Annotated in this window: 21 protein-coding genes and 1 pseudogene; 15 read left to right on the forward strand and 7 right to left on the reverse strand. The window is 66.6% G+C overall.

Features of this window, described 5'->3' with window-relative positions:
• The first annotated feature begins 72 nt into the window (after nt 1-72).
• From ACFWPK_RS06460 to ACFWPK_RS06475, 4 genes are read left to right on the forward strand one after another with little or no spacing between them, the layout of a single operon-like run.
• Nucleotides 73-714 (forward strand): ABC transporter permease, encoded by a 642-nt coding sequence (locus ACFWPK_RS06460; RefSeq protein WP_378913541.1) that lies wholly within the window; start codon nt 73-75, stop codon nt 712-714.
• Nucleotides 714-1,991: an ATP-binding cassette domain-containing protein gene (locus tag ACFWPK_RS06465; RefSeq protein WP_378913542.1), complete on the forward strand. Its 1,278-nt coding sequence runs from the start codon at nt 714-716 to the stop codon at nt 1,989-1,991. The genes ACFWPK_RS06460 and ACFWPK_RS06465 overlap by 1 nt, the downstream gene beginning before the upstream one ends.
• Nucleotides 1,988-2,725: an ABC transporter permease gene (locus ACFWPK_RS06470; protein WP_378913543.1), complete on the forward strand. Its 738-nt coding sequence runs from the start codon at nt 1,988-1,990 to the stop codon at nt 2,723-2,725. The genes ACFWPK_RS06465 and ACFWPK_RS06470 overlap by 4 nt, the downstream gene beginning before the upstream one ends.
• On the forward strand, nt 2,722-3,693 hold the full coding sequence (locus tag ACFWPK_RS06475) for a glycine betaine ABC transporter substrate-binding protein (RefSeq protein ID WP_378913544.1): 972 nt from the start codon (nt 2,722-2,724) through the stop codon (nt 3,691-3,693). The genes ACFWPK_RS06470 and ACFWPK_RS06475 overlap by 4 nt, the downstream gene beginning before the upstream one ends.
• Nucleotides 3,694-3,703: 10 nt before the next feature.
• Here the strand turns inward: ACFWPK_RS06475 and ACFWPK_RS06480 are convergent, their stop codons facing one another.
• Nucleotides 3,704-4,063 (reverse strand): hypothetical protein, encoded by a 360-nt coding sequence (locus ACFWPK_RS06480; RefSeq protein WP_378913545.1) that lies wholly within the window; start codon nt 4,061-4,063, stop codon nt 3,704-3,706.
• A gap of 74 nt (nt 4,064-4,137) precedes the next feature.
• Between ACFWPK_RS06480 and ACFWPK_RS06485 the strand changes: the two are divergent.
• Both ACFWPK_RS06485 and ACFWPK_RS06490 read left to right on the forward strand, forming a co-directional pair.
• Nucleotides 4,138-4,284 (forward strand): annotated as a pseudogene (locus ACFWPK_RS06485) (SDR family oxidoreductase); the annotation flags it as partial.
• A 64-nt stretch (nt 4,285-4,348) separates the two neighbouring features.
• Nucleotides 4,349-4,966: an NADPH-dependent F420 reductase gene (locus ACFWPK_RS06490; protein ID WP_378913546.1), complete on the forward strand. Its 618-nt coding sequence runs from the start codon at nt 4,349-4,351 to the stop codon at nt 4,964-4,966.
• 48 nt (nt 4,967-5,014) lie between these two features.
• Here the strand turns inward: ACFWPK_RS06490 and cydB are convergent, their stop codons facing one another.
• The 3 genes from cydB to ACFWPK_RS06505 all read right to left on the reverse strand — a co-directional run bounded on the left by cydB (nt 5,015) and on the right by ACFWPK_RS06505 (nt 8,379).
• Entirely contained in the window at nt 5,015-6,037 is a 1,023-nt protein-coding gene (gene cydB / locus ACFWPK_RS06495; protein ID WP_378913547.1) for a cytochrome d ubiquinol oxidase subunit II, read from the reverse strand.
• A gap of 9 nt (nt 6,038-6,046) precedes the next feature.
• A complete protein-coding gene (locus ACFWPK_RS06500) occupies nt 6,047-7,540 on the reverse strand; it encodes a cytochrome ubiquinol oxidase subunit I (RefSeq protein ID WP_378913746.1) in 1,494 nt (497 codons plus the stop codon).
• Nucleotides 7,541-7,635: 95 nt separating this feature from the next.
• The gene (locus ACFWPK_RS06505) at nt 7,636-8,379 is read right to left on the reverse strand and encodes a uracil-DNA glycosylase (protein WP_378913548.1); all 744 of its coding nucleotides are present in this window, start codon (nt 8,377-8,379) and stop codon (nt 7,636-7,638) included.
• A 95-nt stretch (nt 8,380-8,474) separates the two neighbouring features.
• Here ACFWPK_RS06505 and ACFWPK_RS06510 point away from each other — a divergent pair, with 95 nt between their 5' ends.
• Entirely contained in the window at nt 8,475-9,974 is a 1,500-nt protein-coding gene (locus ACFWPK_RS06510; protein WP_378913549.1) for a carboxylesterase/lipase family protein, read from the forward strand.
• The gene (gene car / locus ACFWPK_RS06515; protein WP_378913550.1) at nt 9,971-13,429 is read left to right on the forward strand and encodes a carboxylic acid reductase; all 3,459 of its coding nucleotides are present in this window, start codon (nt 9,971-9,973) and stop codon (nt 13,427-13,429) included. Before ACFWPK_RS06510 ends, car begins: the two co-directional genes overlap by 4 nt.
• A gap of 3 nt (nt 13,430-13,432) precedes the next feature.
• Here car and ACFWPK_RS06520 read toward each other — a convergent pair whose 3' ends face one another.
• Together ACFWPK_RS06520 and ACFWPK_RS06525 are read right to left on the reverse strand one after the other, a co-directional pair.
• A complete protein-coding gene (locus tag ACFWPK_RS06520; RefSeq protein ID WP_378913551.1) occupies nt 13,433-14,041 on the reverse strand; it encodes a GDSL-type esterase/lipase family protein in 609 nt (202 codons plus the stop codon).
• Between the two features lie 239 nt (nt 14,042-14,280).
• Nucleotides 14,281-14,841 carry a TetR family transcriptional regulator gene (locus ACFWPK_RS06525; RefSeq protein ID WP_378913552.1) on the reverse strand — a complete coding sequence of 187 codons (561 nt, stop codon included), beginning with the start codon at nt 14,839-14,841 and terminating at the stop codon, nt 14,281-14,283.
• A 93-nt stretch (nt 14,842-14,934) separates the two neighbouring features.
• On the opposite strand from ACFWPK_RS06525, the gene ACFWPK_RS06530 reads away from it, so the two are divergent.
• Genes ACFWPK_RS06530 through ACFWPK_RS06540 form a run of 3 tightly spaced genes read left to right on the forward strand, consistent with a single transcriptional unit; the run spans nt 14,935 to nt 17,133 of the window.
• On the forward strand, nt 14,935-15,405 hold the full coding sequence (locus ACFWPK_RS06530; RefSeq protein ID WP_378913553.1) for a DUF4334 domain-containing protein: 471 nt from the start codon (nt 14,935-14,937) through the stop codon (nt 15,403-15,405).
• A complete protein-coding gene (locus tag ACFWPK_RS06535) occupies nt 15,405-16,493 on the forward strand; it encodes an NAD(P)-dependent alcohol dehydrogenase (protein ID WP_378913554.1) in 1,089 nt (362 codons plus the stop codon). The genes ACFWPK_RS06530 and ACFWPK_RS06535 overlap by 1 nt, the downstream gene beginning before the upstream one ends.
• A gap of 25 nt (nt 16,494-16,518) precedes the next feature.
• Nucleotides 16,519-17,133: a TetR/AcrR family transcriptional regulator gene (locus ACFWPK_RS06540; protein ID WP_378913555.1), complete on the forward strand. Its 615-nt coding sequence runs from the start codon at nt 16,519-16,521 to the stop codon at nt 17,131-17,133.
• 48 nt (nt 17,134-17,181) lie between these two features.
• Here ACFWPK_RS06540 and ACFWPK_RS06545 read toward each other — a convergent pair whose 3' ends face one another.
• Nucleotides 17,182-17,841 carry a TetR/AcrR family transcriptional regulator gene (locus ACFWPK_RS06545; protein ID WP_378913556.1) on the reverse strand — a complete coding sequence of 220 codons (660 nt, stop codon included), beginning with the start codon at nt 17,839-17,841 and terminating at the stop codon, nt 17,182-17,184.
• 140 nt (nt 17,842-17,981) lie between these two features.
• Here ACFWPK_RS06545 and ACFWPK_RS06550 point away from each other — a divergent pair, with 140 nt between their 5' ends.
• The 4 genes from ACFWPK_RS06550 to ACFWPK_RS06565 are packed head-to-tail and all read left to right on the forward strand — an operon-like array spanning nt 17,982 to nt 22,456.
• The gene (locus tag ACFWPK_RS06550; RefSeq protein ID WP_378913557.1) at nt 17,982-18,776 is read left to right on the forward strand and encodes an alpha/beta fold hydrolase; all 795 of its coding nucleotides are present in this window, start codon (nt 17,982-17,984) and stop codon (nt 18,774-18,776) included.
• Complete coding sequence (locus ACFWPK_RS06555) at nt 18,773-20,221, forward strand: flavin-containing monooxygenase (RefSeq protein ID WP_378913558.1); 1,449 nt, start codon at nt 18,773-18,775, stop codon at nt 20,219-20,221. Before ACFWPK_RS06550 ends, ACFWPK_RS06555 begins: the two co-directional genes overlap by 4 nt.
• Nucleotides 20,218-21,882, forward strand: coding sequence for a GMC oxidoreductase (locus ACFWPK_RS06560; RefSeq protein WP_378913559.1), 1,665 nt, complete (start codon nt 20,218-20,220; stop codon nt 21,880-21,882). Before ACFWPK_RS06555 ends, ACFWPK_RS06560 begins: the two co-directional genes overlap by 4 nt.
• Before the next feature lie 13 nt (nt 21,883-21,895).
• Complete coding sequence (locus ACFWPK_RS06565; RefSeq protein ID WP_378913560.1) at nt 21,896-22,456, forward strand: DUF4334 domain-containing protein; 561 nt, start codon at nt 21,896-21,898, stop codon at nt 22,454-22,456.
• Nucleotides 22,457-22,478: the final 22 nt, after the last annotated feature.

Raw genomic sequence — 22,478 nt, forward strand, 5'->3', positions numbered from 1 at the left:
TTCGACGGCACATTCGACCGTTGATCACGCGCGAACAGGTACCCGCTGGCCCAGTCCGACGATCGGAATGCCGTGAATTTGTGGAGCTATGTCCGGGGGCGGGGCGAGGTTCTCACCTTCCTCACCTATCAGCACGCGTCGCTGGCGTTTCAGACGGTGCTGGTCGGAACCGTCGTCGCGATCCTGATCGCCGTGGCGGTGTACCGGTTACCGCTGGCGTCGGCGCTGACGCTGACCTCGAGCCGGGTGGCACTGACGATTCCCTCGCTGGCGCTGCTGGCGTTGCTGCTCGTCCCGTTCGGTCTCGGTGTGGTGCCGTCGTTCATCATGCTGGCGTTCTTCGCCGCCCTGCCGGTGATCGGTAACGCGATCGTCGGCCTGCGATCGGTGCCCGCCACGGTCGTCGAATCCGCGCGCGGCATCGGGCTCTCGCGGTGGCGGATCCTGCTGACCGTCGAACTGCCGATCGCCTGGCCGGTGATTCTCACCGGGATCAGGGTCTCGACCCAGATGATCGTCGGTGTCGCCGCGATCGTGGCCTACGTCCTCGGACCCGGCCTCGGCTCGCTGATCTTCAACGGTCTGTCCCGCCTCGGCGGCGCCAATGCCCTCGAAATGGCGCTCACCGGAACCATTCTCATCGTTGCCATCGCGTTGGTCTTCGACGCGCTCCTCGTCCTGCTCGGACGCCTCACGATTGCCAAGGGACTGTGATGACCGATGTGACCAGCCAGCAGGCGCCGACGGCGCCGCAGCGCAATGTGACCGGTGATTCCATCACCTTGGACGGGGTCGTCAAACGGTACAAGGGCCAGGACACCCCCGCCGTCGAGCGCCTCGACCTCGAGATCGACGCCGGCGACATCGTCGCGTTCGTCGGACCGTCGGGGTGCGGAAAGACGACCACGCTCAAGATGATCAACCGGCTGATCGAGCCGACCGAGGGGCGGATCTTCATCGGCGGCCGCGATGTCACCCGCGAGGATCCCGACAAGCTGCGCCAGTCGATCGGCTATGTCATCCAGTCCGGTGGCCTGTTCCCGCACTGGTCGGTCGCCAAGAACATCGGCGCGATCCCGCGGGTGCTCGGCTGGGACAAGAAGCGGATCGCCGAACGCACCGAATATCTGCTCGACCTGGTCGGTCTCGACCCGGCGACGTTCGCCGACCGGCTGCCCAAGGACATGTCCGGTGGCCAGCAGCAGCGCGTCGGCGTCGCCCGCGCGCTCGCCGCCGACCCGCCGGTGCTGCTGATGGACGAACCGTTCGGCGCGGTCGATCCCATCACCCGGGTTCGCTTGCAGGACAGTCTGATCGCGATCCAGCACGAACTCGGCAAGACCATCGTGATCGTCACCCACGACTTCGAGGAAGCCACCAAACTCGGCGACAAGGTGCTCATTCTGTCCGAGGGCGGACACGTCGAGCAGTACGCGACGCCGGAGGAGATCCTCACCGATCCGGCGACGCCGTTCGTGGAGGAATTCGTCGGATCCGGCGCGAAACTGGCCTATCTCACGGTGTCGCGGGTGCGCGACGTGGAGGTCGACCCGGTGACTATCGCCCGGATCGGGGAATCGTCGCAGGTCGTGCTCGGGCGGGCGAAGGCCGCGGGGAACACCTGGGTGGTGGTCGTCGACGAGGCAGGGCGGCCGCGGTCGTGGCCCTCGCTGACGGAGGTGGCGAGCAAGCCGGAGGTCTCGGACTATCTGGATCGTCGTCTGCCCGTGGTGGCCCATTCCTCCACGCTCAACGACGCGCTCGACGCCATGCTCGCGGCGAGTCAGGGCGCCACCCTGGTCACCGACGGTCGCGGCGCCGTCGTCGGCTCGCTGAACATCGGCTCGGTGACCGATGTGATCCAGACCAAGCTCGCCGAGGGCCATGCCGCCGTCGAGGACCCGTCCTACGAAACCTATGTCGACGGTTCCGATCCCACGCCCACTCCGGTCGTCGCCGCCGACGAACCCGGATCGGCCGGACCGGCATGAACCGGCTGCGCCGGGTCCCGATCGATGTGTGGTTCGAACCGCTCATCATTGTGGTGATCGGCATCGGGTACCTGCTCTGGTATCGGTCGTCGACGTTCACCGCGACCGAACAGGCCTCGCTCGGCTGGGCCAATCTCCAGACCACGATCCTCGAACACATCCGGCTCACGGTGGTCGCCACGTTGATCGTGGTGGTCGTCGCGATTCCCCTCGGTATCGCGCTGACCAGGCCCGCGTTGCAGCGGTTCGAGCCGATCGCCGTCAACGTCGCCAATATCGGCCAGGCCGCGCCCGCCGTGGGTCTGCTGGTGCTGTTCACCTTCTGGCTCGGCACCGGATTCCGCACGGCGGTCGTCGGTCTCGTCGTCTATGCCATCCTGCCGATCCTGCAGAACACGATCGTCGGCCTGCGGCAGGTGGACCATCGAACCATCGAGGCCGCTCGCGGTATCGGCTTCTCGGCTGCACGGACCCTGGTACAGGTCGAGTTGCCGCTCGCGGTGCCGGTGATCCTCAACGGAGTGCGCACCGCGCTGGTCATCCTGGTCGGCACCGCGACGCTGAGCACCTTCATCGGCGCGACCAGCCTCGGCACCCTGATCACGACCGGTGTCACCCTGTTCCTGCCCAAGCTGCTCATCTCCGGCGCCGTGCTCGTCGGCCTGCTGGCGCTGATCATCGATTGGCTCGGCCGACTCGTCGAACTGGCCGCGACCCCACGAGGTGTCTCATGAGACGGGTTCCGTTGATTTCCGCGCTGGTCGCGACGATCTCGTTGCTCGCCGGGTGTGGGCTGGTGAGTTCGTCGGGCACCTTCCACGACGCGACGCTGCCCGGCGGTGAACGTCCGCTCGACGGCGCGAAGCTGACCGTCACCTCGAAGAGCTTCACCGAGGGTGTGCTGCTCGGCAAGATCACCGCGACCTATCTGGCCGCGGCGGGTGCCTCGGTCACCGATCTGACCGGCGCTCCGGGTTCGGCTTCGTCGCGGCAGGCCCAGCTCAACGGCGACGCCGATGTGCTGTGGGAGTACACCGGCACCGGCTGGGTCAACTACCACAACGAGACCGAGACGATCGCGGATCCGCAGGAGCTGTGGCAGCGCGTCCACGATGTCGAAAAGCGTGACTACGACCTGGAATGGCTCGCCCCGTCCAACTTCAACGACACCTACGCGTTCGGTGCGTCGGCGTCCACCGCGCAGCGACTCGGCGTGAAGTCGCTCTCGGATGTGGCCGCACTACCGGTCGCCGAACGCACCTTCTGCGTCGACGACGAATTCTTCAGCCGTTCGGACGGTTTCATTCCGATGCTGCAGAAATACGGCATCCCCTACAACGATCCCAACGGGGTCCCCGCGGGCAACGTCACCCGCATGGACGCCGGCGTCGTCTACACCGCGACCGCCAAAGGCACCCCGTGCCATTTCGGTATGGTCTACACCACGGACGGCCGCGTCAAGAACCTGAATCTGCTCGTCCTGGACGACGACAAGAAGTTCTTCCTCCCCTACAGCGGCACCGCGGTCGTCCGCGCCGCCGTCCTCGACGCCAACCCCGCGTTGCGCGACCTGCTCGACACGATCTCCGAACGGCTGACCGACGACCTGATGCGAGAACTCAACGGCCGCATCGACATCGACGGCGAAGACCCCGCCGACGTCGCCTACGACTGGCTGAAAAGCGAGAACCTGATCGAATAGCTGTCGTAGGTCACGACAGCTGTTCGGCGTCGGCCGCTGCCGTGGGGATGGCGTTGTCGACGAGGACGGCAGCGATGGCTGCGGCGGTGGCGAAGGTGTCGGTGTCGAGGACGCGACTGCGGGCTGACGCGCCGTCCAGGAGCAACGCCAGTTGCTCGCCGAGCTGTTCGGGGTCGGCGGCGCCGGCCTCGCGGGCGGTATCGGTGAGCCGGGCGGCAAAGCCCTTTTTGTAGTCGCGCGCATATACGCGTGCTGGGTGGCCCGGGTCGGGGATCTCGACGGCCGCCGCGATGAACGGGCACAGGGCCGCGTGCATGTCGAACGCGGCGAGGAGTCGTTCGCGAGGTGTGAGGTCGGTGCGGTCGAACACTTCGGGCACGATGTCGGGATCGAATCGGCGCAGGTATTCGGCGATCAGCTCGTCCTTGCCGGTGAAGTGCTGGTAGAGCGCAGTTCGAATCCGTGATCCCGCGGCGCGAGATGGGCCGCCCTGAAGAGATCGCTTCGGTCGCGTTGTTCCTCGCCTCCGACGACTCGAGCTACGTCAATGGCATGGAGCTGGTTGTCGACGGTGGCACCACAGTGATCTGAGCGTGGCGCCGCCAGTAAGACCCCCACGACCAACTCGTCCATACACAACAAGGGAATACACGTCATGACCACGATCAGCATCATCGGCTCGGGCAACATGGCCGCCACCATCGGCACCCGGGCGGCGAAGCACGGCCACACCATCGAGCTCATGAGCCGCAACACCGACAAGGTTCAGGCGCTCGCCGACCGGATCGGCAACGGAGCCACCGTCGGCACGTTCGGCTCGAGGCCGGCGGGTGACATCGTCATCGTGGCCGTCCTGTACACCGGCGCGGTTGACGTGGTCGCGCACTACGGCGATGCGCTGGCCGGCAAGATCCTCGTCGACATCACCAACCCGTTCAACGCCGAGGGAAGCGGACTCGTGACTACCGTGGGCAACTCGGTGTCCCAGCAGATCGCCGCCGTCGCTCCCGCGGGTGCGCACGTTGTGAAGGCATTCAATTCGATACTCCGCGGCGTCCATGCCGCAGACAAGCCCCTTGACGTGTTCTTCGCCGGCGACAGCACCGAGGCGAAGGCACGTGTCGCGGCGTTTCTGGAGAGCTTGGACATGCGGGCCCTCGACGCAGGAGGGCTCGAGATGGCCTACGCCCTCGAATGGGCCGGCATTCTCCTGGTGAGCCTGGCACGCAACGGTGCCGGCTTCGACATCGCCTTGGGCGCCGAGGTCCCCTGAAGATTGTCTCCAGGAAGTCACCCACGGTGAATGTGAGGGCTGGGCAGTCTATTTCGTGAGCGGCAGGCCGGTCGGTGCGGGGATCTGGTCGACGGTCAGCCGTTTGCGGAAGACCCAGTAGGTCCAGCCCTGGTAGATCAGGACCACCGGGGTGGCGAGTACTGCTGCCCAGCTCATCACCTGGAGGGTGTAGCGGCTGGAGGAGGCGTTGTTGATGTTCAGGTCGAAGGCGGGGCTGATGGTGGAGGGCATCACGTTCGGGTACAGGGAGCCGACCAGCAGGATGGTGGCCGAGGCGATCGTGAGCGTGGTGCCGATGAAGGCCCAGCCGTCGCGGCCCGCGGCGGTCGCGCCACCGGCGACGACGAGGCCGAGTACCGCGGCGCCGAGGGCGACCCAGGTCCAGCCGGAGCCGTAGGCGAGCTGGGTCCACAGGCCGAAACCGCCGACGATCACCACGGTCGGAACGAACAGGATCCGGACGTACTTACGGGCATCGTCGCGGACTTCACCACCGGTCTTGAGCGCCAGGAAGATCGCGCCGTGTAGGGCGAACAGGATGGCTGTGGTCGCCGCGCCGAGCAGTGCGTAGGGGCTGAGCAGATCCCACACCGAGCCGACGATCTGCCGCTTCTCGTTCAACGGCACGCCACGCACGAGATTGGCGAACACCCAGCCCCACGCCAGCGCCGGAATCCAGGAGCCGATACCGATACCGACGTCACACCAGGCCCGCCACTTCGGCGAGTTGATCTTGGACCGCCATTCGATGGCGCAGATCCGCATGATCAAGGCCACCAGCAACAGCAGCAGGGCAAGGTAGAAGCCGGAGAACAGGCTCGCGTACCACTCGGGGAACGCCGCGAACATCGCACCACCCGCGGTGATCAGCCAGACCTCGTTGCCGTCCCAGACCGGGCCGATGGTGTTGAGCACGACGCGTCTGCGCACGTCGGAACCCTTGCCGAGGATCGGCATCAGCATGCCGACACCGAAGTCGAATCCCTCGAGGATGAAGTAGCCGGTGAACAGCACGCCGACCAGCACGAACCAGAATTGCTGCAAACTCATCGTCGTCTCCTAGTACGCGAAGGACAGCGGCTCGACAGGTTCGGCGCGGTGCCTACCGCCACCACCGTCGTCATCGGGACCGGACTGATCGTCGGACGCCGACGGCCCAGGCTCCGGCCCGACCACGGTGTAGCGGTGCATCAGGTAGAACCAGACCACGGCCAGCGCGCCGTAGAGCAAGGTGAAGACGACCAGGGAGAACACGACGGTGGCGGTCGCGTGCTCCGAGACGCCCTGGGCCACCGTCATCCGAATGGTCTTGTCGCCGGTGGGGTTCGGCACCACCACCCACGGCTGGCGACCCATTTCGGTGAAGACCCAGCCCGCGCTGTTGGCCAGGAACGGGGTCGGGATGGCGATCAGGCTCAGCCACGAGAACCAGCGTTTGTCGGGTACGCGACCGCCGCGGGTCAGCCAGAAACCGGCCAGCAGCAACAGCACCGATCCGGCCAGCAGGCCGATCATGGCGCGAAAGCTCCAGTAGGTGACGAAGAGGTTGGGTCGGTAGTTGCCCGGCCCGAAGTCCTCGACATAGGAGCGCTGCAGATCCTCCACCCCCTGCAGGGTCACCCCGCTGAACTGACCTTCGGCCAGGAACGGCAGCACGTAGGGAACCTCGAGAACGTGTTCGACACTGTCGCAGTTGTTGTGCGTGCCGACGGTCAGAATCGAGAAGTCCGGGTCGGTCTCGGTGTGACACAGCGATTCCGCCGACGCCATCTTCATCGGTTGCTGCTCGAACATCAGCTTGCCCTGGATATCGCCGGTGATCGCGACCACCACGATCGACGCGGCGACAACCCAGAGGCCGAGCCGGGCCACCGGGCGCCACATCACCTCGGCCTCGTCGAGTTTCGCCGCGTCGCCGCTGCGCGCGTTGCGCACCATGAACCAGCCCGCGATGCCGGCCACGAAGGTACCCGCGGTCAGGAAAGCACCGGCGACCACGTGGGGGAACGCCGCCACGGTGGTGTTGTTGGTGAGCAGCGTCCAGATGCTGTCCAGCTCGGCACGCTTGGTCTCGGGATTGAACTTCGCACCGACCGGGTGCTGCATGAACGAGTTGGCCGCGATAATGAAATAGGCGGACAGGTTGACGCCGATAGCGACGATCCAGATCGTCGCGAGGTGAACGAGTTTGGGTAATCGAGTCCAGCCGAAAATCCACAGACCGATGAAGGTCGACTCCAGGAAGAAGGCGATCAACGCTTCCAAAGCCAGTGGGGCACCGAAGATATCGCCGACGAATCGGGAATACTCACTCCAGTTCATCCCGAACTGGAACTCTTGCACGATGCCGGTGGCGACACCGATGGCGAAATTGATCAGGAACAGTTTTCCGAAGAACTTGGTGAGCCGGTACCAGTGCTCTTTTCCGGTGATCACCCACGCCGTCTGCATGATCGCGATGAGCGGTGCCAGGCCGATGGTGAGCGGCACGAAGATGAAGTGGTAGACCGTGGTGATACCGAATTGCCATCTCGAGACATCCAGTGTGCTCATTGCCAGCGAACTCATCTTCGGATCTCCTGCCATCGCAGTGAACTTCTGCCGAAAGAATTCGTCTGGATTTTAGGTGACGGAGCCGCGAATTCCGGTCAGGACTCGGCGATCGTCTTCGCGCGCAGCAGAATGTCTTCGATCATCGCGGGGCTCACCCGGCCGGTGGCGGTATTGCGCTGGCTCACGTGGTAACTGCCGAGCACGGTGACCGATCGGCCGTCGGGGTGGGTGAGGACGACTTGCGCGCCGTGGGTGAAACGAGGACGTGGGCGTGGCACAGTCCAGCCGCCTGCCAGCAGGACGGCGAACAGCGCATGCCAGCCGAAGGCGCCGAGGACGACGATCACCCGCAGCGTCGGGGCGAGCAATTCCAGTTCCCGGCTGAGGAAAGGCGCGCAGCGGCGCCGCTCCTCGGGTGTCGGCTTGTTCTCGGGCGGGGCGCAGTGCACGGGTGCGGTGAGCCGCGTGTCCACCAGTTCGATGCCGTCGTCACGGCTGACCGGATGCGCGCCGCTCGCCAGACCGACCGCGTGCAAAGCGCCGAACAAGACGTTGCCGCTCGGGTCGCCGGTGAACATGCGCCCGGTCCGGTTACCGCCGTGGGCGGCGGGAGCGAGGCCGACCACGAGAATTCGCGCATCGGCGGGGCCGAAGCCGGGTACCGGCCGACCCCAATACTCTTCGTCGCGGAACGCCGCCCGCTTGACGACGGCGACTTCTTCACGCCAGGCGACGAGCCGGGGGCAGGCGCGGCAGGTGGAAACCAAGCGATCTACGGCGGCGATATCGGGGGAGTATTGCGCCGCCTGCGGGGCTTTTTCCGGATCCTCGCCGGTCATCGGCACAGTCTAGTCCGCAGCGCGGATGCGACTTCGAGACAGTTCGCCGACCGAACCAGCTGCGCGGTACCGTCGGTACCACGTACATTCGAGGGATGTTGTCCACCGAGATCGTGAGCGCCGACGGAGTCGTGCGCGGTCGTGCGGGTCGTCGAATCGCCCGCTGGCGTGCCCTGCCCTACGCGGCCCCACCCATCGGAGCGCTGCGTTTGCGCGCTCCCCAGCCCGTTCGACCGTGGACGGGGGTGCGGTCGGCGACCGAGTTCGGTTTCGCCGCGGTGCAGAACCCGAACGGAGCCCGCGTCGGGCCGCGAACCTGGCAACCCACCGGCGAAGATTGCCTGACGCTCAATGTCACCGCCCCGGTGACGACATCGGCGACCCCGCGCCCGGTGATGGTGTTCTTCCACGGTGGGGGATACCTGATCGGCACGTCGAGCATGTACTCCGGCGCGCGGCTGGCCGCGCGGGGCGACGTGATCGTGGTGTCGGTGAACTACCGCCTCGGTGCCCTCGGGTACGTCGACTTCAGCGAATTCTCCACGCCGGACCGACCTTTCGATTCGAACCTCGGACTTCGCGATCAGGTCGCGGCGCTGGAATGGGTGCGTCGCAATATCGCCGCGTTCGGCGGCGACCAGGACAACGTCACCATCTTCGGTGAATCGGCCGGTGCGCACGCGGTGGTCAGCCTGCTGGCGACCCCCGCCGCCCGCGGCCTGTTCCATCGGGCGATCGCGCAGAGCGCCCCCGCTGACTGGACCTCGACACCGGACGAGGCGCGCCGCTTCGCCCGCCGCTGCCTGGACCGGCTCGGCGCCACTGCTGCCGACGCCGCGACCGTCCTGAGCACCGTGTCCGCGAAAGACCTGTCCCGGGCGGGCGACCGTGCGCTCGGCCGGTCGCTGCGCGAGGAGCCCGGCAGTTTTCCGTATTCCCCGGTAGCCGACGGCGACTTCCTGCCGGAGACGCCCTTGGACGCGATGGCGGCGGGCCGCGCGCATCCGGTGCCGTTGATCATCGGCACCAACCGCGACGAGGCGACGCTGTTCCAGCGCTTCGCCAAGTCGGTGCCGCACACCCCTGAACAGCTCAAAACAATCTTCGAACGCTACGAGCCGGGCACCGAACAACAGGTGACCAGCCGCTACCCCGGCTACCCGGCCGCGCGTACCGCAGTACGTGTCGGTGGCGACCACCTGTTCCTACGCCCGACGCTGGCCGTCCTCGAAAACCACAGCCGATACGCCCCCACCTACGCGTACCGGTACGACTACGCCCCGCGCGCACTGCACCTGGCGGGCTTCGGTGCAACCCACGCACTCGATCTCGTCCCGGTCTTCGGCTGGGTCGACGGACCGGTCGGCCGCGCGATGACAGCAGCCGGCGGCAGGCGCGCGTTCCTCTCGGTCCAGGACTACATCCAGGACAACTGGCTCAGCTTCGCCCGCACCGGCCGACCGCTGTCGCCGTGGACGCCCTACACCGCCGAACGCCGGACCACCTGCATCATCGACAATCCACCGCGCGTGCTGGTCGACCCGGAGTCCGCGCAACGTGAAGCATGGCAAGGCATTCGGAAGTGTGAAGCATGACCGTAGAGCTCGACGCGGGCCGGCTCGCTGACCGCATCAAGGCGCTCTATGCCGAAGACGGGCAGGTCCGTGCGGCGCGGCCTGCCGAGGACGTTCACGCCGTCGTGACGACCCCCGGACTTCCCACAGCACGCATCGTCGAGACCGTCATGACCGCCTATGCCGACCGTCCGGCGCTCGGCACCCGGCGTACCGAGCTGGTCGGCATCGGCGGACGATCCATCCGAAAGCTGTTGCCGGAGTTCGAGGTACTGACCTACGGGCAGGTGTGGGAGCGTACTCGCGCGCTCGCCGCGGCCTGGCACCGCGACGGCGTCGTCGCGGGGGACTTCATCGCGGTGCTCGGGTTCACCAGCGCCGACTACACCGTGCTCGATCTCGCCACGATCCACCTGGGCGGGGTCGCGGTGCCGCTACAGGCGGGCGCGGGTCTGGAACAGTTGCGGTCGATTCTCGACGAGACCGAGCCGACGGTGTTCGCGGTCGATACCGCGCACCTGGACATCGCCGTCGATGCGGTCCTGGCCGGTGCCACGCCCCGCTCGCTGATCGTGTTCGACCATCACGCCGACGACGACGATCACCGCGATGCCCTCGATGCGGCCCGCGCCCGTTTGCGGGCCGGGGGAGCGGCGCTCGTGCTCAGCACGCTCGACGACACCATCGAACGGGGCCGCCTCGTCGACGCGGCTCCACTGAACGTGCCCGCCGACGGCGAGGATCCCCTCGCCCTGCTGATCTACACCTCGGGCAGCACCGGTACACCCAAAGGCGCGATGTACACCCAGCGCCTGGTCGCGGTGGGCTGGCAGCCCGCGCGGCCGCTGACCGCGATCAATGTCAACTTCCTGCCGATGAGCCATATCGCCGCCCGGCTCACCCTCAACAGCGTGCTGGCCCGTGGCGGCACGGCGTATTTCGCGGCGGCGCCGGACCTGTCCACGTTGTTCACCGACATCACACTGGTGCGGCCCACCGAGATCTTCCTGGTGCCGAGGGTGTGCGACATGATCATGCAGCGCTTCCGCCGCGCGGTCGCCGAGCGCGGCGACGCGGCGACCGACACGGTGAAAGCCGAACTGCGCGAACAGTTCCTCGGCGGCAGGCTGATGTCGGCGCTGTGCGGCAGCGCGCCGATCGCACCCGAGTTGCGTGCCTTCGTCGAATCGGTGCTGCAGCTGCGCTTACACGACGGTTACGGCTCCACCGAGACCGGCGGCGGGGTGATCTTCGATACGAAGGTGATGCGCCCACCGGTACTGGACTACAAACTCGTCGACGTGCCCGAACTCGGCTATTTCGGCACCGATAAGCCGTACCCGCGCGGTGAGCTGCTGCTCAAGACCACCACCATGATCGCGGGGTACTACCGCCGCCCCGAGGTGACCGCCGAGGTCTTCGATGCCGACGGGTTCTGCCGCACCGGTGACGTGGTCGCCGAGCTGGCGCCCGACCGGCTGGCCTATGTCGACCGCCGCAACAATGTCCTCAAGCTCTCCCAGGGCGAATTCGTGACGGTGTCGCGGCTGGAAGCGGTGTTCGCCGGCGCGGACCTGGTGCGCCAGATCTATGTGTACGGCAATAGTGAACGGTCCTATCTGCTTGCGGTCGTGGTGCCCACCGAGGCCGCGCTCGCGGGGCCTGCCGACGAGTTGCGCGCCGCGGTGAGTTCGTCGCTGCACCGCGCCGCTGTCTCGGCCGAGCTCGAGCCGTACGAGATTCCGCGTGACTTCATCATCGCGGCAGAACCGTTCTCGACCGCCGACGGGATGTTGTCCGGAGTCGGGAAACTGTTGCGGCCCAAGCTGAAGCAGCGGTATGGGGAGTACCTGGAGAAGCTCTATGCCGACCTCGAGCGGGGTCAGGAAGACGAATTGCAGCGGTTGCGTCGCGATGCACCCGGGCTGCCGGTGTACGACACCGTCGCCCGTGCCGCTCGCGCGGTGCTCGGTGGCGATCCGGCGGATCTGCGTCCGGACGCCCGCTTCGGTGATCTCGGCGGTGATTCGCTGGCGGCCCTGTCGTATTCGACCCTGCTGCGGGAACTGCTCGCCGTGGACGTGCCGGTGAATGTACTGCTCGGACCGGACAGCGACTTGGCGCGCATCGCCGACTACGTGCGACGTGAACGCGAACCCTGCACGCACAGAACCGATTCCGATGCGGTGCACGGCGTCGGCGCTACCGAGATTCGCGCCGCGGATCTGACACTCGAGAAGTTCTTGGATGTCACAGCTGCGGCGCGCGTGCCCGCAGCCGCGCAGGCGAAGACGGTATTGATCACCGGCGCGAACGGCTATCTCGGACGTTTCCTGCTCCTGACCTGGCTGGAACGGCTCGCCCCGCAGGGCGGCAAGGTGATCTGTGTGGTCAGGGGCGGCGACGCGGTCACCGCCCGCGAGCGCCTCGACGCGGCCTTCGACACCGGCGACAGCGAGCTCGCCACCCACTTCCGGGCTCTCGCGAAGGACACCCTGGAAGTACTGCCCGGTGATATCGGTGAACCGAATCTCGGTCTGCCACAGCCGACATGGGACCGGTTGGCGACCGAGGTCGATCTGATCGTGCACTCCGCGGCACTGGTGAACCATGTGCTCCCGTATGCGCAGCTGTTCGGCCCGAATGTGGTCGGCACGGCCGAGATCATCCGGCTGGCGTCGACCACTACGCGCAAGCCGGTGAGCTATCTGTCGACGGTGGCCGTCGCGGCACAGGGGGAGTCCTTCACCGAAAACGGTGACGTGCGAACCATGAGCCCGGTCCGCCGACTGGACAGTTCCTATGCCAACGGCTACGGCAACAGCAAGTGGGCGGGCGAAGTTCTGCTACGCGAGGCGGCTGAGCGATTCGGACTGCCCGTCGCGGTATTCCGCTCGGACATGATCCTGGCGCACAGTCACTTCCGCGGCCAGCTCAATGTGCCCGACGTCTTCACCCGGCTCCTGCTGAGTGTGCTCGTCACCGGGATCGCGCCGAAGTCGTTCTACCGCCCCGATTCCGGCGGGCAACGACAGCGCGCCCACTACGACGGACTGCCTGCCGACTTCGTCGCCACGGCGATCACCGAACTCGGTGCCGCCGCGACGAGCGGTTACCGCACCTACGACGTCCTCAACCCGCACGACGACGGCATCTCGCTCGACGTCTTCGTCGACTGGCTGATCGAAGCAGGCCACCACATCGATCGCATCGACAACTACGACGATTGGTTCGCCCGCTTCGAAACCGCGCTGCGCGCCCTCCCCGAACCCCAGCGCAAACACACCCTGCTCCCGCTACTCGACGCCTACCGCAAGCCCGGCCGTCCACTGCCCGGCTCGGCCCTGCCCGCCGACGGGTTCCGCGATGCCGTCCGCGCCGCACAGATCGGCCCCGACGACGACATCCCGCACCTACCGGCAGAACTCATCGCCAAATATGTTCGCGACCTGACCCATCTCGGACTCCTGGAGTAGCCCTCACCGGTTGGGCCGCGCGATCCAGGAGTGCCACCCGCTGTCGAGGATCAGGTCGGCCAAGCTCTGGTAGCCGCCACTACCAGGGTGTGCGCCGTCGCCGGCGGTGGCTTCGCGGGTCCAGATCCTGCCTTCGGCCAATTGCCTTGTGGTGGCGACGAACGGCACCTCACGTGAGCCGCACAGATCTGACATCTCGTCGGCGAGTTCCGCTGTGCGATGCAGGTGCTCCCCGCCGCCGTCGATGACAGGCGGTGGGCCGATCACCAGCGGATGGATCGCGCGCTCCCGGCTTTCGGAAAGGATGGTCGCGAGGTTCTCGAGGCAGCGTGCCTTGCCCACCCGAACGCTGCCGTCCTCCACGACGGCGTCATTGCTGCCGAAGGAGATCACCAGGCGGTTGTCGGTGTCGGGCAGGATGCGCGGGTCGACCTCGCGCCAGCAGCGGCGCAGAACGTCGGCGGAGGTGTTACGCCGGATGCCCAGGTTGAACGCGGTGATGCCGGGGCCGGTCGCGGCGAGCACGCGGCCGACCCAGCCGCGGTACTCCGGGTCACCGATGCCCTGGACGAAGGAGTCGCCGATGAAGCAGATGCGTAGATCCTCGTACATTCCGGCAACTGTACGAGGTGGGGGAGCGGGCCGAGCTGCTCGGTCTGACCGGTGGCGGGAGCGGAGTAGCGCAGGGGCAGTACGGGTTTCAATCGTGCAGGTGGTGGTGATCTCCAGTTGCGGTGCACCTGTCTGCGTTTAATTAATCGCGATACTGCGATATGCGCATCTAACTATGTGTTTCATTGCTACATCATCGCCACCTCAGCGGCCAAGCAGTATCCAAAAACACAAGGAGGTCAGGGGGCAACCATGCGCGCGACGGCAGACACCGTCGCCGCGCGCTGCTCTGCCAGGCGGTCACGGCCGGCAACGACGGATCCGGCCCGTGCATGGGTAGCCGAGGTGCGGGCAAGGTCGGTGAGCATGCGGAGCAGGATCGGGGCCGGGATATCGGTGGTGATGAGTCCTTCGTGCTGGCCGCGGCGGAGTTCAGCGATTTTCATGTCGATGGTGCGGCGCAGAACCTGGGGGATATCGCCGGACGGCTCGAGTTCTGCCCAAGCTTGTAGTCGGGCGTTGTCGGGGTGGGCGATGAAGTGGTCGAACAGGCGGCCGACATAGGCGGGAAGGTCGTCGGCGGACATGGCCGCTTCGGTACTGGTCTCGCTGGTCCAGCGTTCGGTGACGGCCGCGTAGAGCTCGTTCTTGCCGGGGAAGTAGGCGTAGAGCCGGTCCTTGCTGGCATGTGCGGCGGCCGCGATGCGGTTGATCCGGGCACCGGCGATACCGAATTCGGCGAACTCCGCTTTCGCCGCGGTGAGTATTCGCTCCCTTGTCGCCTGACCTGCCGCCCGCATGCGCCGCATCGTACCTCTTGCCGAACCATCTGGTTCGGAACTATGGTCCAATGCGGAACCGTACGGTTCTGAACTCTGTGAGACGAGGGCTTGATGAGCGCGGACAAACCACGGTGGCAGCAGCTCCGGGACCAAGCCGACGGTGTCACGACCGGCGACCTGGACCAGCTGTGGACCCGGCTACGCCCGGCCCGCGCCGAGGAGATCCTCGGCGAATGGTGCGGCGACGCTTTTCAGACCGGTCACCCGCTGTGCCGCGCGCTGCCCGCCAGCCGGTGGTACGGCAAGAACTTTCTAGCCCTCGACGACGCGAAGCCGCTGATCTGCCGAGCCGAGGACGGCACCCTGTTCTCGAATGTCGAACTGGGACAGGGCGAAGCGACCCTGTGGAATATCGAGTTCCGCGGTGAGGTCACCGCGACCATGGTCTACGACGGCCGCGCGGTGTTCGACCACTTCAAGTGGCTCGACGACACCACCCTGATGGGCATCATGAACGGGCGCCCCGAACTGGTTCTCGCCCACGGCGAATACTTCTATTTCCTGCTGGAACGGGTCTCCTGATGCTGACAACGGCGGTGTTGTCGCGCGATCCGGCGGCGGGGTTCTCGATCGAGCCGATCGAGGTCGACGAGCCGCGCGCGGGGGAGATCCTGGTGCGGATCGTCGCCGCGGGGATCTGCCACACCGATCTGGTGAGCCGCCGCGCGGGTGCTGTGGATCGTCCGATCCTGCTCGGACACGAGGGCGCGGGTGTCGTCGCGGCGGTCGGGTCCGAGGTGCGGACGGTCCGGCCCGGCGACCATGTCGTGCTGACCTTCCGGCACTGCGGTGCCTGTCGTAACTGTTCGGCTGGGCGCCCTGCCTACTGCGACCGCTCGACCGCGCTCAACCAGTTCGGACGACGCGCGCACGACACGCCCCGGGTCCTTGTCGACGGTTCCCCGATCCTGGACGGGTTCTTCGGCCAGTCGAGTTTCGCCGGCTACGCGCTGACCACCGAGGACAACACGATCGTGATCGACCCGGCGATCGACCTGGCGGTGGCGGCGCCGTTCGGCTGCGGATTTCAGACCGGCGCGGGCGCTGTGCTCAACGCGCTGCGGCCGGAGTCGGGGGCGTGGGTCGCCGTGTACGGTGCGGGCGCGGTCGGGATGGCGGGTCTGCTCGCTGCTCGTACGATTCCCGACGTCCGCGTGGTCGTTGTCGAGACATCGGCTGCGCGGCGGGAACTGGCTGTCGCGCTAGGCGCTGACGCCGCGCTGGATCCCGCCGACGGGCCCACCGCGCCACGTATCCGCGAACTCACCGATGGTGGTGCGACCCACGCGCTCGACACGACCGGCGTCGCGATTGTTCTCGCCGATGCCGTCGCCGCGCTGGCTGTCGGTGCCACGGTGGTAGCCGTCGGCCTCGGTCGTGGCACGCCGCCAGTCGATATCGGCGATCTCGTGCTGCACGGCAAGGTGATTCGTGGCTGCCTCGAAGGCGACAGCGTGCCCGGCACCTTCATTCCCCACCTGCTCGATCTGTTCGCGGCCGGTCGTTTCCCGGTCGAGCGCCTCATCGCCCGGTACCCGCACACCGAGGTCGGCACCGCGCTGGCCGACCAGCGCGCGGGCGCTGTCGTCAAGCCGGTGCTCACATGGTGAACACCCTCGAATCCCCGGACGTCCCATGACACTTCTCTACAACGACATCCCGACCGTCGAGGGCGCCGAGACGGCTGCCCGCACCCAGCGACGACTCGCGGTGCTCAGTGCCGCGCGTGCGGTCTTCGTCGCCCATGGTTACCACGGGGCGAGCATGGACGACATCGGTATCAGGGCCGGGATGAGCAAGCCGGTGCTGTACACGCACTACGCGAGCAAGCTCGACCTCTATCTCGCGGTGCTGCAGGGTTATCTGGATCGGATGGTCGACGGTATCCGGGACGCGCTGGCCGACGCCGACGGCCAGGAGGACAAGGTGCGCCGCGCGGTGCTCGCCTATTTCGATTTCGTCGACGAGGACGCCGGTGGGCACACCCTGGTCTTCGAGTCTCCGGTCCCGAGCGAGCCGTGTGTGCGGTGGCGGGTGCGCAACGCGATGGGCGAATGCGCGGTGCTGGTCAGTGCCGAGCTCCGGGCCGCGGGTATGGATGATGTCCGGGCCTACGCGTGTGCGTTCGGGGTGGTCGGCGCCAGTCACCTCGCGGCCCGGCAGTGGCTGGACGCGGGTCAACCGATTCCGAAGGGCGACGCTGTCGACACCGTCGTCGCGCTGTGCTGGAACGGATTGTCCGGAGTGTAGACCACGGGCGACTAGGGACGAGCTCTTCGGCCTGGAGAGAAGCCGAGCTCAGTTCAGCGCCACCGGCAGTGGACTTCCGTCGAGCAGTTCATCGCTGGGTAGCTGTCCGATGAGCACGGCGAGCGCACGCTTCCATCGGCGCAGCACCGCCTCGCGTTCGCCGAGTGTGCCGGTGAGCATGGCGGTCATCGAGAGCCCGGTGAGCAGGTCGATGGTGAACTCGACCAGGACCTCGGCGCGCGGATCCGAGGCATACGGTTCGCCGAGTACTTGCAGGTAGAGCCGGCGCATCTCGGTGAATACGCGACGTTCCTCGGTGAGGAGCTGGTCGCGGAGTTCGGCGTCGGTGCGCGCGGCGACCCACAGGTCGAGTGCGGTGAAGAAGGCGGGACTGTTCAGGTCACGCCAGGCCAGGTCGACGACGGATTGCAGCCGGTCGCGGCCGGGTGGGAGGAGCTCGGCTTCGCGCCGGAACTTCTCGAGCCGGGTGTCGACCACCTGGGTGGTGGCGGCGATGAGCAGTTCGGCTCTGGTGGGGAAGTGGTGCTGCACGGTGCCGCGGGCGAGCCCGGCGCGTTCCTGGACCGCGCTGACGGTGGTCGCCGCGTAGCCGCGTTCGAGCAGGCATTCGGCGGTGCAGGCCAGGATTCTGGCGCGGGTGGATGCCCGACGTTCGGCCTGGGTGCGGCGCGGTTGTTGCACGGTCACGTGAGAAATCGTACGTGCTGCCGACAAGATTCGGTAGATTGGTGAGAAAGTGTCGGCCGTCACCCCTTGACGACGGCGTATCGAGCTGATGCAATCAAGAAACCGTACGTAGTAACTGTTTATCTGGATGAAGGGCTGCGATGACGCAGATCTCTCACCTCCGCCGGGGCAGTGGTTCGCCGATCGTGCTCGTGCACGGTCTCGGCAGTCGCCGGCAGGTTTTCGCGCCGATCATCGATCTGCTGGCCGAACAGCACGAGGTCATCGCGATCGATCTCCCCGGCTTCGGTGACTCGCCCGCCCTCGACGAGGTGCGGCCGGGTCCGCGTGGGTACGCCACCTGGCTCACGCAATGGTTGGCGGACAACGGGATTCGGCGCCCGCATGTGGCGGGCAGTTCCATGGGCGGCGGTATCGCCATCGAACTGGGCCGCGCGGGGGTGGCGTCCGGGGTCACCGCGTTCGCGCCGGTCGGCTTCTACGGGCCTGTCGGACGGCGGTGGACCCAGTGTCTGCTCACCGGCATGCGTGGTGCCGCGCGGGTCGCCGGGCCCGCATTGGACCGGCTGGTCGAGTATCCCGCGGGCCGCGTGGTCCTGCTCTCGAGCATGTTCGGTCACCCGGTCCGCGTGGACCCCGATGCCGCCCGCACCGACTTGGCGGGGCTGGCCGGTGCCACCTCCTTCGCGGCCGCCCGCGATGACTTCGCCAATTACGTCCTCGATCCCGGCGACGACCGTGGATCGTTGGGCGAGATTCCGGTGACGATCGCGTGGGGCACCCGCGACATCGTGCTCGTGCACCGCACCCAGAGCGCCCGCGCCCGCGTGGTGTTGCCGTTCGCGCGTCATCTCGACCTCCCCGGCTGCGGGCACCTCCCGTTCAGCGACGACCCCGATACCTGCGCTCGCATCGTTCTCGAAGGGACCTCATGACACCGTCCATTGCAGTCATCGGCAGCGGGTTCGGCGGCCTGGCGGCCGTCATCGAACTGAAGAAGCGCGGCTTCGACGACATCGTCGTGTTCGAGAAGGCCGACGATGTCGGCGGCGTCTGGCGGGAGAACACCTATCCCGGTGCCGCCTGTGATGTGCCGTCCCCGTTCTACTCCTACTCGTTCGAACCGAATCCGCGCTGGCCGCACCGATTCTCGCGGCAGCCGGTGATTCTCGACTACATCAGGCATGTCGCCGAGAAGTACGATGCTCGCCGCCACATCCGCTTCGGCACCGAGGTTCTCGGCGCCGCGTTCGATGACGAGACCGGGAAGTGGACGGTTCGGCTCAGCGGCGGGGACACGGTGGTGGTCGATGTGCTGGTGTCGGCGGTCGGTCAGCTCTCCCGACCTTCTGTGCCCGCGATCGATGGACGGGACAGCTTCGGCGGCAGCAGTTTCCACTCCGCGCAGTGGGATCACGACGTCGACCTGACGGGCAAGCGTGTCGCGGTCATCGGCACCGGGGCGAGCGCGATCCAGTTCGTTCCCGAGGTCCAGCAGCAGGTCGAGAAGCTGACGGTGTTCCAGCGGACCGCGCCGTACATCATCCCGCGCCCCGACCGCGAGTTCTCGGCGCGCCATCAGCGCGTGTTCGAGAAGTTGCCGGTGACCGAGCTCGCCGAACGCGGCACCTGGTACGGCGTGGTCGAAGGGCTCAGCGTCGCGTGGGTGTACGCCAAACCGCTCGCCGCCGCGATCAAGGCCATGTCGAAGTGGCACATGCGCAGGCAGACCAAGGCCAAACCGGGCCTTTTCGAGAAGGTGTGGCCGGACTATCCGGTCGGTTGCAAGCGAATCCTGTTCTCCGACAATTACCTTCCGGCGCTGACCGAAGCGAATGTGGAGGTGACCACCGAGCGGATCGCCGAGATCACCCCTTCGGGGGTGCGCACCGCGGACGGGCGTGACCACGAGGTCGACGTCATCATCTGGGGGACCGGTTTCACCAGCACCGAGTTCCTGGCCCCGATGACCATCACGGGCGCGCAGGGCAGGGAACTGACGCAGGAGTGGGACAGCGGCGCGCACGCCTACTACGGCATGACCGTGCCACGGTTTCCGAACCTGTTCATCATGTACGGCCCCAACACCAATACCGGTGGCGGCTCGATCATCTACTTCCTCGAGGCGCAGGCGAAGTACCTCGGCGACTATGTCGCCCATCTGGCGGCGTCCGGTCGTGCGCTGACGGTCCGTCCGGACGTGGAGCAGGCCTATGACGAGCGGATTCAGTCCCAGCTCACCGGGAGCGTGTGGAGCCGGTGCTCGTCGTGGTATCGCCAGGCCGACGGCCGGATCACGACCAACTGGCCACTGCTCGGAATCCAATACAAGAAGCAGGCGCGGTTCGATCCCGCCGACTACGAGGTGGTGTCGCGATGAGTGACTACGACTACGACGTGATCGTCGTCGGTTCCGGCTTCGGTGGCAGCGTGACCGCGCTGCGCCTGACCGAAAAGGGTTACCGGGTAGGTGTTCTCGAATCCGGCAGGCGCTGGAACGCCGAGGACTACCCGAAGACCAACTGGAACATCCCCAAGGCCATCTGGGCGCCGCGCCTGGGTCTCACCGGACCGCAGCGGATCAGCGCGCTCGGCAAGTGCCTGGTCTTCAGCGGTTCGGGTGTGGGTGGCGGTTCGCTGATCTATGGCAATACGCTCTACGAACCGTTGCCGGAGTTCTACAGCGATCGTGCGTGGGCGCACATCACCGACTGGAAGTCCGAGCTCGCGCCGTACTACGACCAGGCCGCGCGGATGCTCGGTGTGGTCGAGAATCCGCGCGTGGGGCCGAAAGACGATGTGCTGTTGCAGGTCGCGCGCGATCTGAAGGTGGCCGATACCTTCCATCGCACCCATGTCGGTGTCTTCTTCAACGAGGGTTCCGAAGGTGTCGAGGTCGATGACCCGTACTTCGGTGGCGCGGGTCCACGCCGGGCGGGCTGTATCCACTGCTCGGAGTGCTTCACCGGCTGCAAGCACAATGCCAAGAACACCACCACGCTCAATTACCTGCACCTGGCCGAGAGCAATGGCGCGCAGGTGCATCCGTTGACCACGGTGACGTCGGTGGCACCCGACGGCCACGGTGGCTATCGCGTCGAGACGGTCGCGTCGAACGGCTGGCTGCGCAAGGAACGACGCACTTTCACCGCCGAGCAGGTGGTGTTCGCGGCGGCGGCGCTGGGCACCCAGAAGTTGCTGCACAAGTTGCGTGGCGACGGCACACTGCCCGAGCTGTCCGCGCGGGTCGGTGAGCTCACCCGCAGTAATTCCGAGGCGATCATCGGGGTCACCAGCAAGTCCCGGCGTGACTTCGCCCAGGGTGTGGCGATCACGTCTTCCATCCACCCGGAGCCGCAGACGCACGTGGAGGTGTGCACCTACGGGAAGGGGCAGAACGCACTGTTCTTGCAGACCGTGCCGATGGTCGACGGCGGGGCGTTCCGGTTCCTGCGGCTGTTGCTGACGATGATCTTGCATCCGGTGCAATTCCTGCGTTCGCAGAACGCCCACGGCGCCTCGGAGCGGTCGGTGATCCTGCTGGTCATGCAGTCGCTGGACAACTCGCTGACCTCCTACCTGAAGGGCAAGCGGTTGGTGACCAAACAGGGCAGTGGGGAGCCGAATCCGGAGTGGATTCCCATGGCGCACGAGATCGCCCGCCGATACGCGGCCGAATCCGACGGCATCACCGGCAATATCGCCACCGATATCTTCAACATCCCCGCGACCGCGCACTACATCGGCGGCTGCACGATCGGCGATTCCCGCGATACCGGCGTGATCGACCCCTTCCAGCGCGTCTACGGCTATCCCGGCCTGCACATCGCCGATGGCAGCGCGATCACCGCCAACCTCGGCGTCAACCCGTCGCTCACCATCACCGCGCAGGCCGAGCGGGCGATGGCGTTCTGGCCCAACAAGGGTGAGCCGGATCCGCGTCCTGATCTCGGTGCCGCCTACCAGCGGATCCGTCCGGTCGCCCCGGATCAGCCCGCTGTGCCCGCTTCCGCGCCCGGTGCGCTGCGACTGCCTGTCTGAGACGAGGATTTTCATGACGATTGACCAACTCACCGCGCTCGAACCCGCCTGTTCCCGGGATGCGGCGCTGGCGCTGTTCGACAGTCTCGAGCCGGTGCCCGCGACGCAGCTCAGTGGCGGGTGGCACGGCCGCGAGCTGGCGACCGGGCATCAGCTCGACGGTCTGCTCGTAGCGTCCGGGTGGTACGGCAAGCAGTTCGACGGGGTGGACAGTGTGCATCCGCTGCTGTTCCGCGGTCCTGCGGGCGATATCTTCGCTGTCGATCCGCAGCGAGTGCCGTTGGGGCTGGTCGGCAAGGTGCCGAGCATGATCGTCGACCGGGGTCGGGGACTGCTCGGAGTGTTGAAACCTGCGTTGCGCGCTCGTGGATACCGGGCGCGGCTGCGGGTGGTCGAGCATCGTGGGGTTGTCACCACGGCGATGGTGTACGACCATCTGCCGATCATCGATGTGTTCCGCCGGGTCGACGACGACACCGTGTTGGGCCTGATGGACTACCGCAATTTCCCCGAGCCGTACTTTTTCGTCCTCGTTCGGGAGAACGCGAGCGATTCTGCCGGTTTGCCCGATTGAATCGGGGGTACGCGCCGAAAAC

The sequence above is a fragment of the Nocardia sp. NPDC058519 genome, from assembly GCF_042719755.1.
Taxonomy (GTDB): Bacteria; Actinomycetota; Actinomycetes; order Mycobacteriales; family Mycobacteriaceae; genus Nocardia.

Bases quoted from the DNA above. Each gene is read 5' to 3' on its own strand.
- ACFWPK_RS06465 (WP_378913542.1), top strand. From the start codon at position 714: ATGACCGATGTGACCAGCCAGCAGGCGCCGACGGCGCCGCAGCGCAAT.
- ACFWPK_RS06470 (WP_378913543.1), top strand. From the start codon at position 1,988: ATGAACCGGCTGCGCCGGGTCCCGATCGATGTGTGGTTCGAACCGCTC.
- ACFWPK_RS06475 (WP_378913544.1), top strand. From the start codon at position 2,722: ATGAGACGGGTTCCGTTGATTTCCGCGCTGGTCGCGACGATCTCGTTG.
- ACFWPK_RS06490 (WP_378913546.1), top strand. From the start codon at position 4,349: ATGACCACGATCAGCATCATCGGCTCGGGCAACATGGCCGCCACCATC.
- cydB (WP_378913547.1), bottom strand. From the start codon at position 6,037: ATGAGTTTGCAGCAATTCTGGTTCGTGCTGGTCGGCGTGCTGTTCACC.
- ACFWPK_RS06500 (WP_378913746.1), bottom strand. From the start codon at position 7,540: ATGAGCACACTGGATGTCTCGAGATGGCAATTCGGTATCACCACGGTC.
- ACFWPK_RS06505 (WP_378913548.1), bottom strand. From the start codon at position 8,379: ATGACCGGCGAGGATCCGGAAAAAGCCCCGCAGGCGGCGCAATACTCC.
- ACFWPK_RS06510 (WP_378913549.1), top strand. From the start codon at position 8,475: ATGTTGTCCACCGAGATCGTGAGCGCCGACGGAGTCGTGCGCGGTCGT.
- car (WP_378913550.1), top strand. From the start codon at position 9,971: ATGACCGTAGAGCTCGACGCGGGCCGGCTCGCTGACCGCATCAAGGCG.
- ACFWPK_RS06520 (WP_378913551.1), bottom strand. From the start codon at position 14,041: ATGTACGAGGATCTACGCATCTGCTTCATCGGCGACTCCTTCGTCCAG.
- ACFWPK_RS06525 (WP_378913552.1), bottom strand. From the start codon at position 14,841: ATGCGGGCGGCAGGTCAGGCGACAAGGGAGCGAATACTCACCGCGGCG.
- ACFWPK_RS06530 (WP_378913553.1), top strand. From the start codon at position 14,935: ATGAGCGCGGACAAACCACGGTGGCAGCAGCTCCGGGACCAAGCCGAC.
- ACFWPK_RS06535 (WP_378913554.1), top strand. From the start codon at position 15,405: ATGCTGACAACGGCGGTGTTGTCGCGCGATCCGGCGGCGGGGTTCTCG.
- ACFWPK_RS06540 (WP_378913555.1), top strand. From the start codon at position 16,519: ATGACACTTCTCTACAACGACATCCCGACCGTCGAGGGCGCCGAGACG.
- ACFWPK_RS06550 (WP_378913557.1), top strand. From the start codon at position 17,982: ATGACGCAGATCTCTCACCTCCGCCGGGGCAGTGGTTCGCCGATCGTG.
- ACFWPK_RS06555 (WP_378913558.1), top strand. From the start codon at position 18,773: ATGACACCGTCCATTGCAGTCATCGGCAGCGGGTTCGGCGGCCTGGCG.
- ACFWPK_RS06560 (WP_378913559.1), top strand. From the start codon at position 20,218: ATGAGTGACTACGACTACGACGTGATCGTCGTCGGTTCCGGCTTCGGT.
- ACFWPK_RS06565 (WP_378913560.1), top strand. From the start codon at position 21,896: ATGACGATTGACCAACTCACCGCGCTCGAACCCGCCTGTTCCCGGGAT.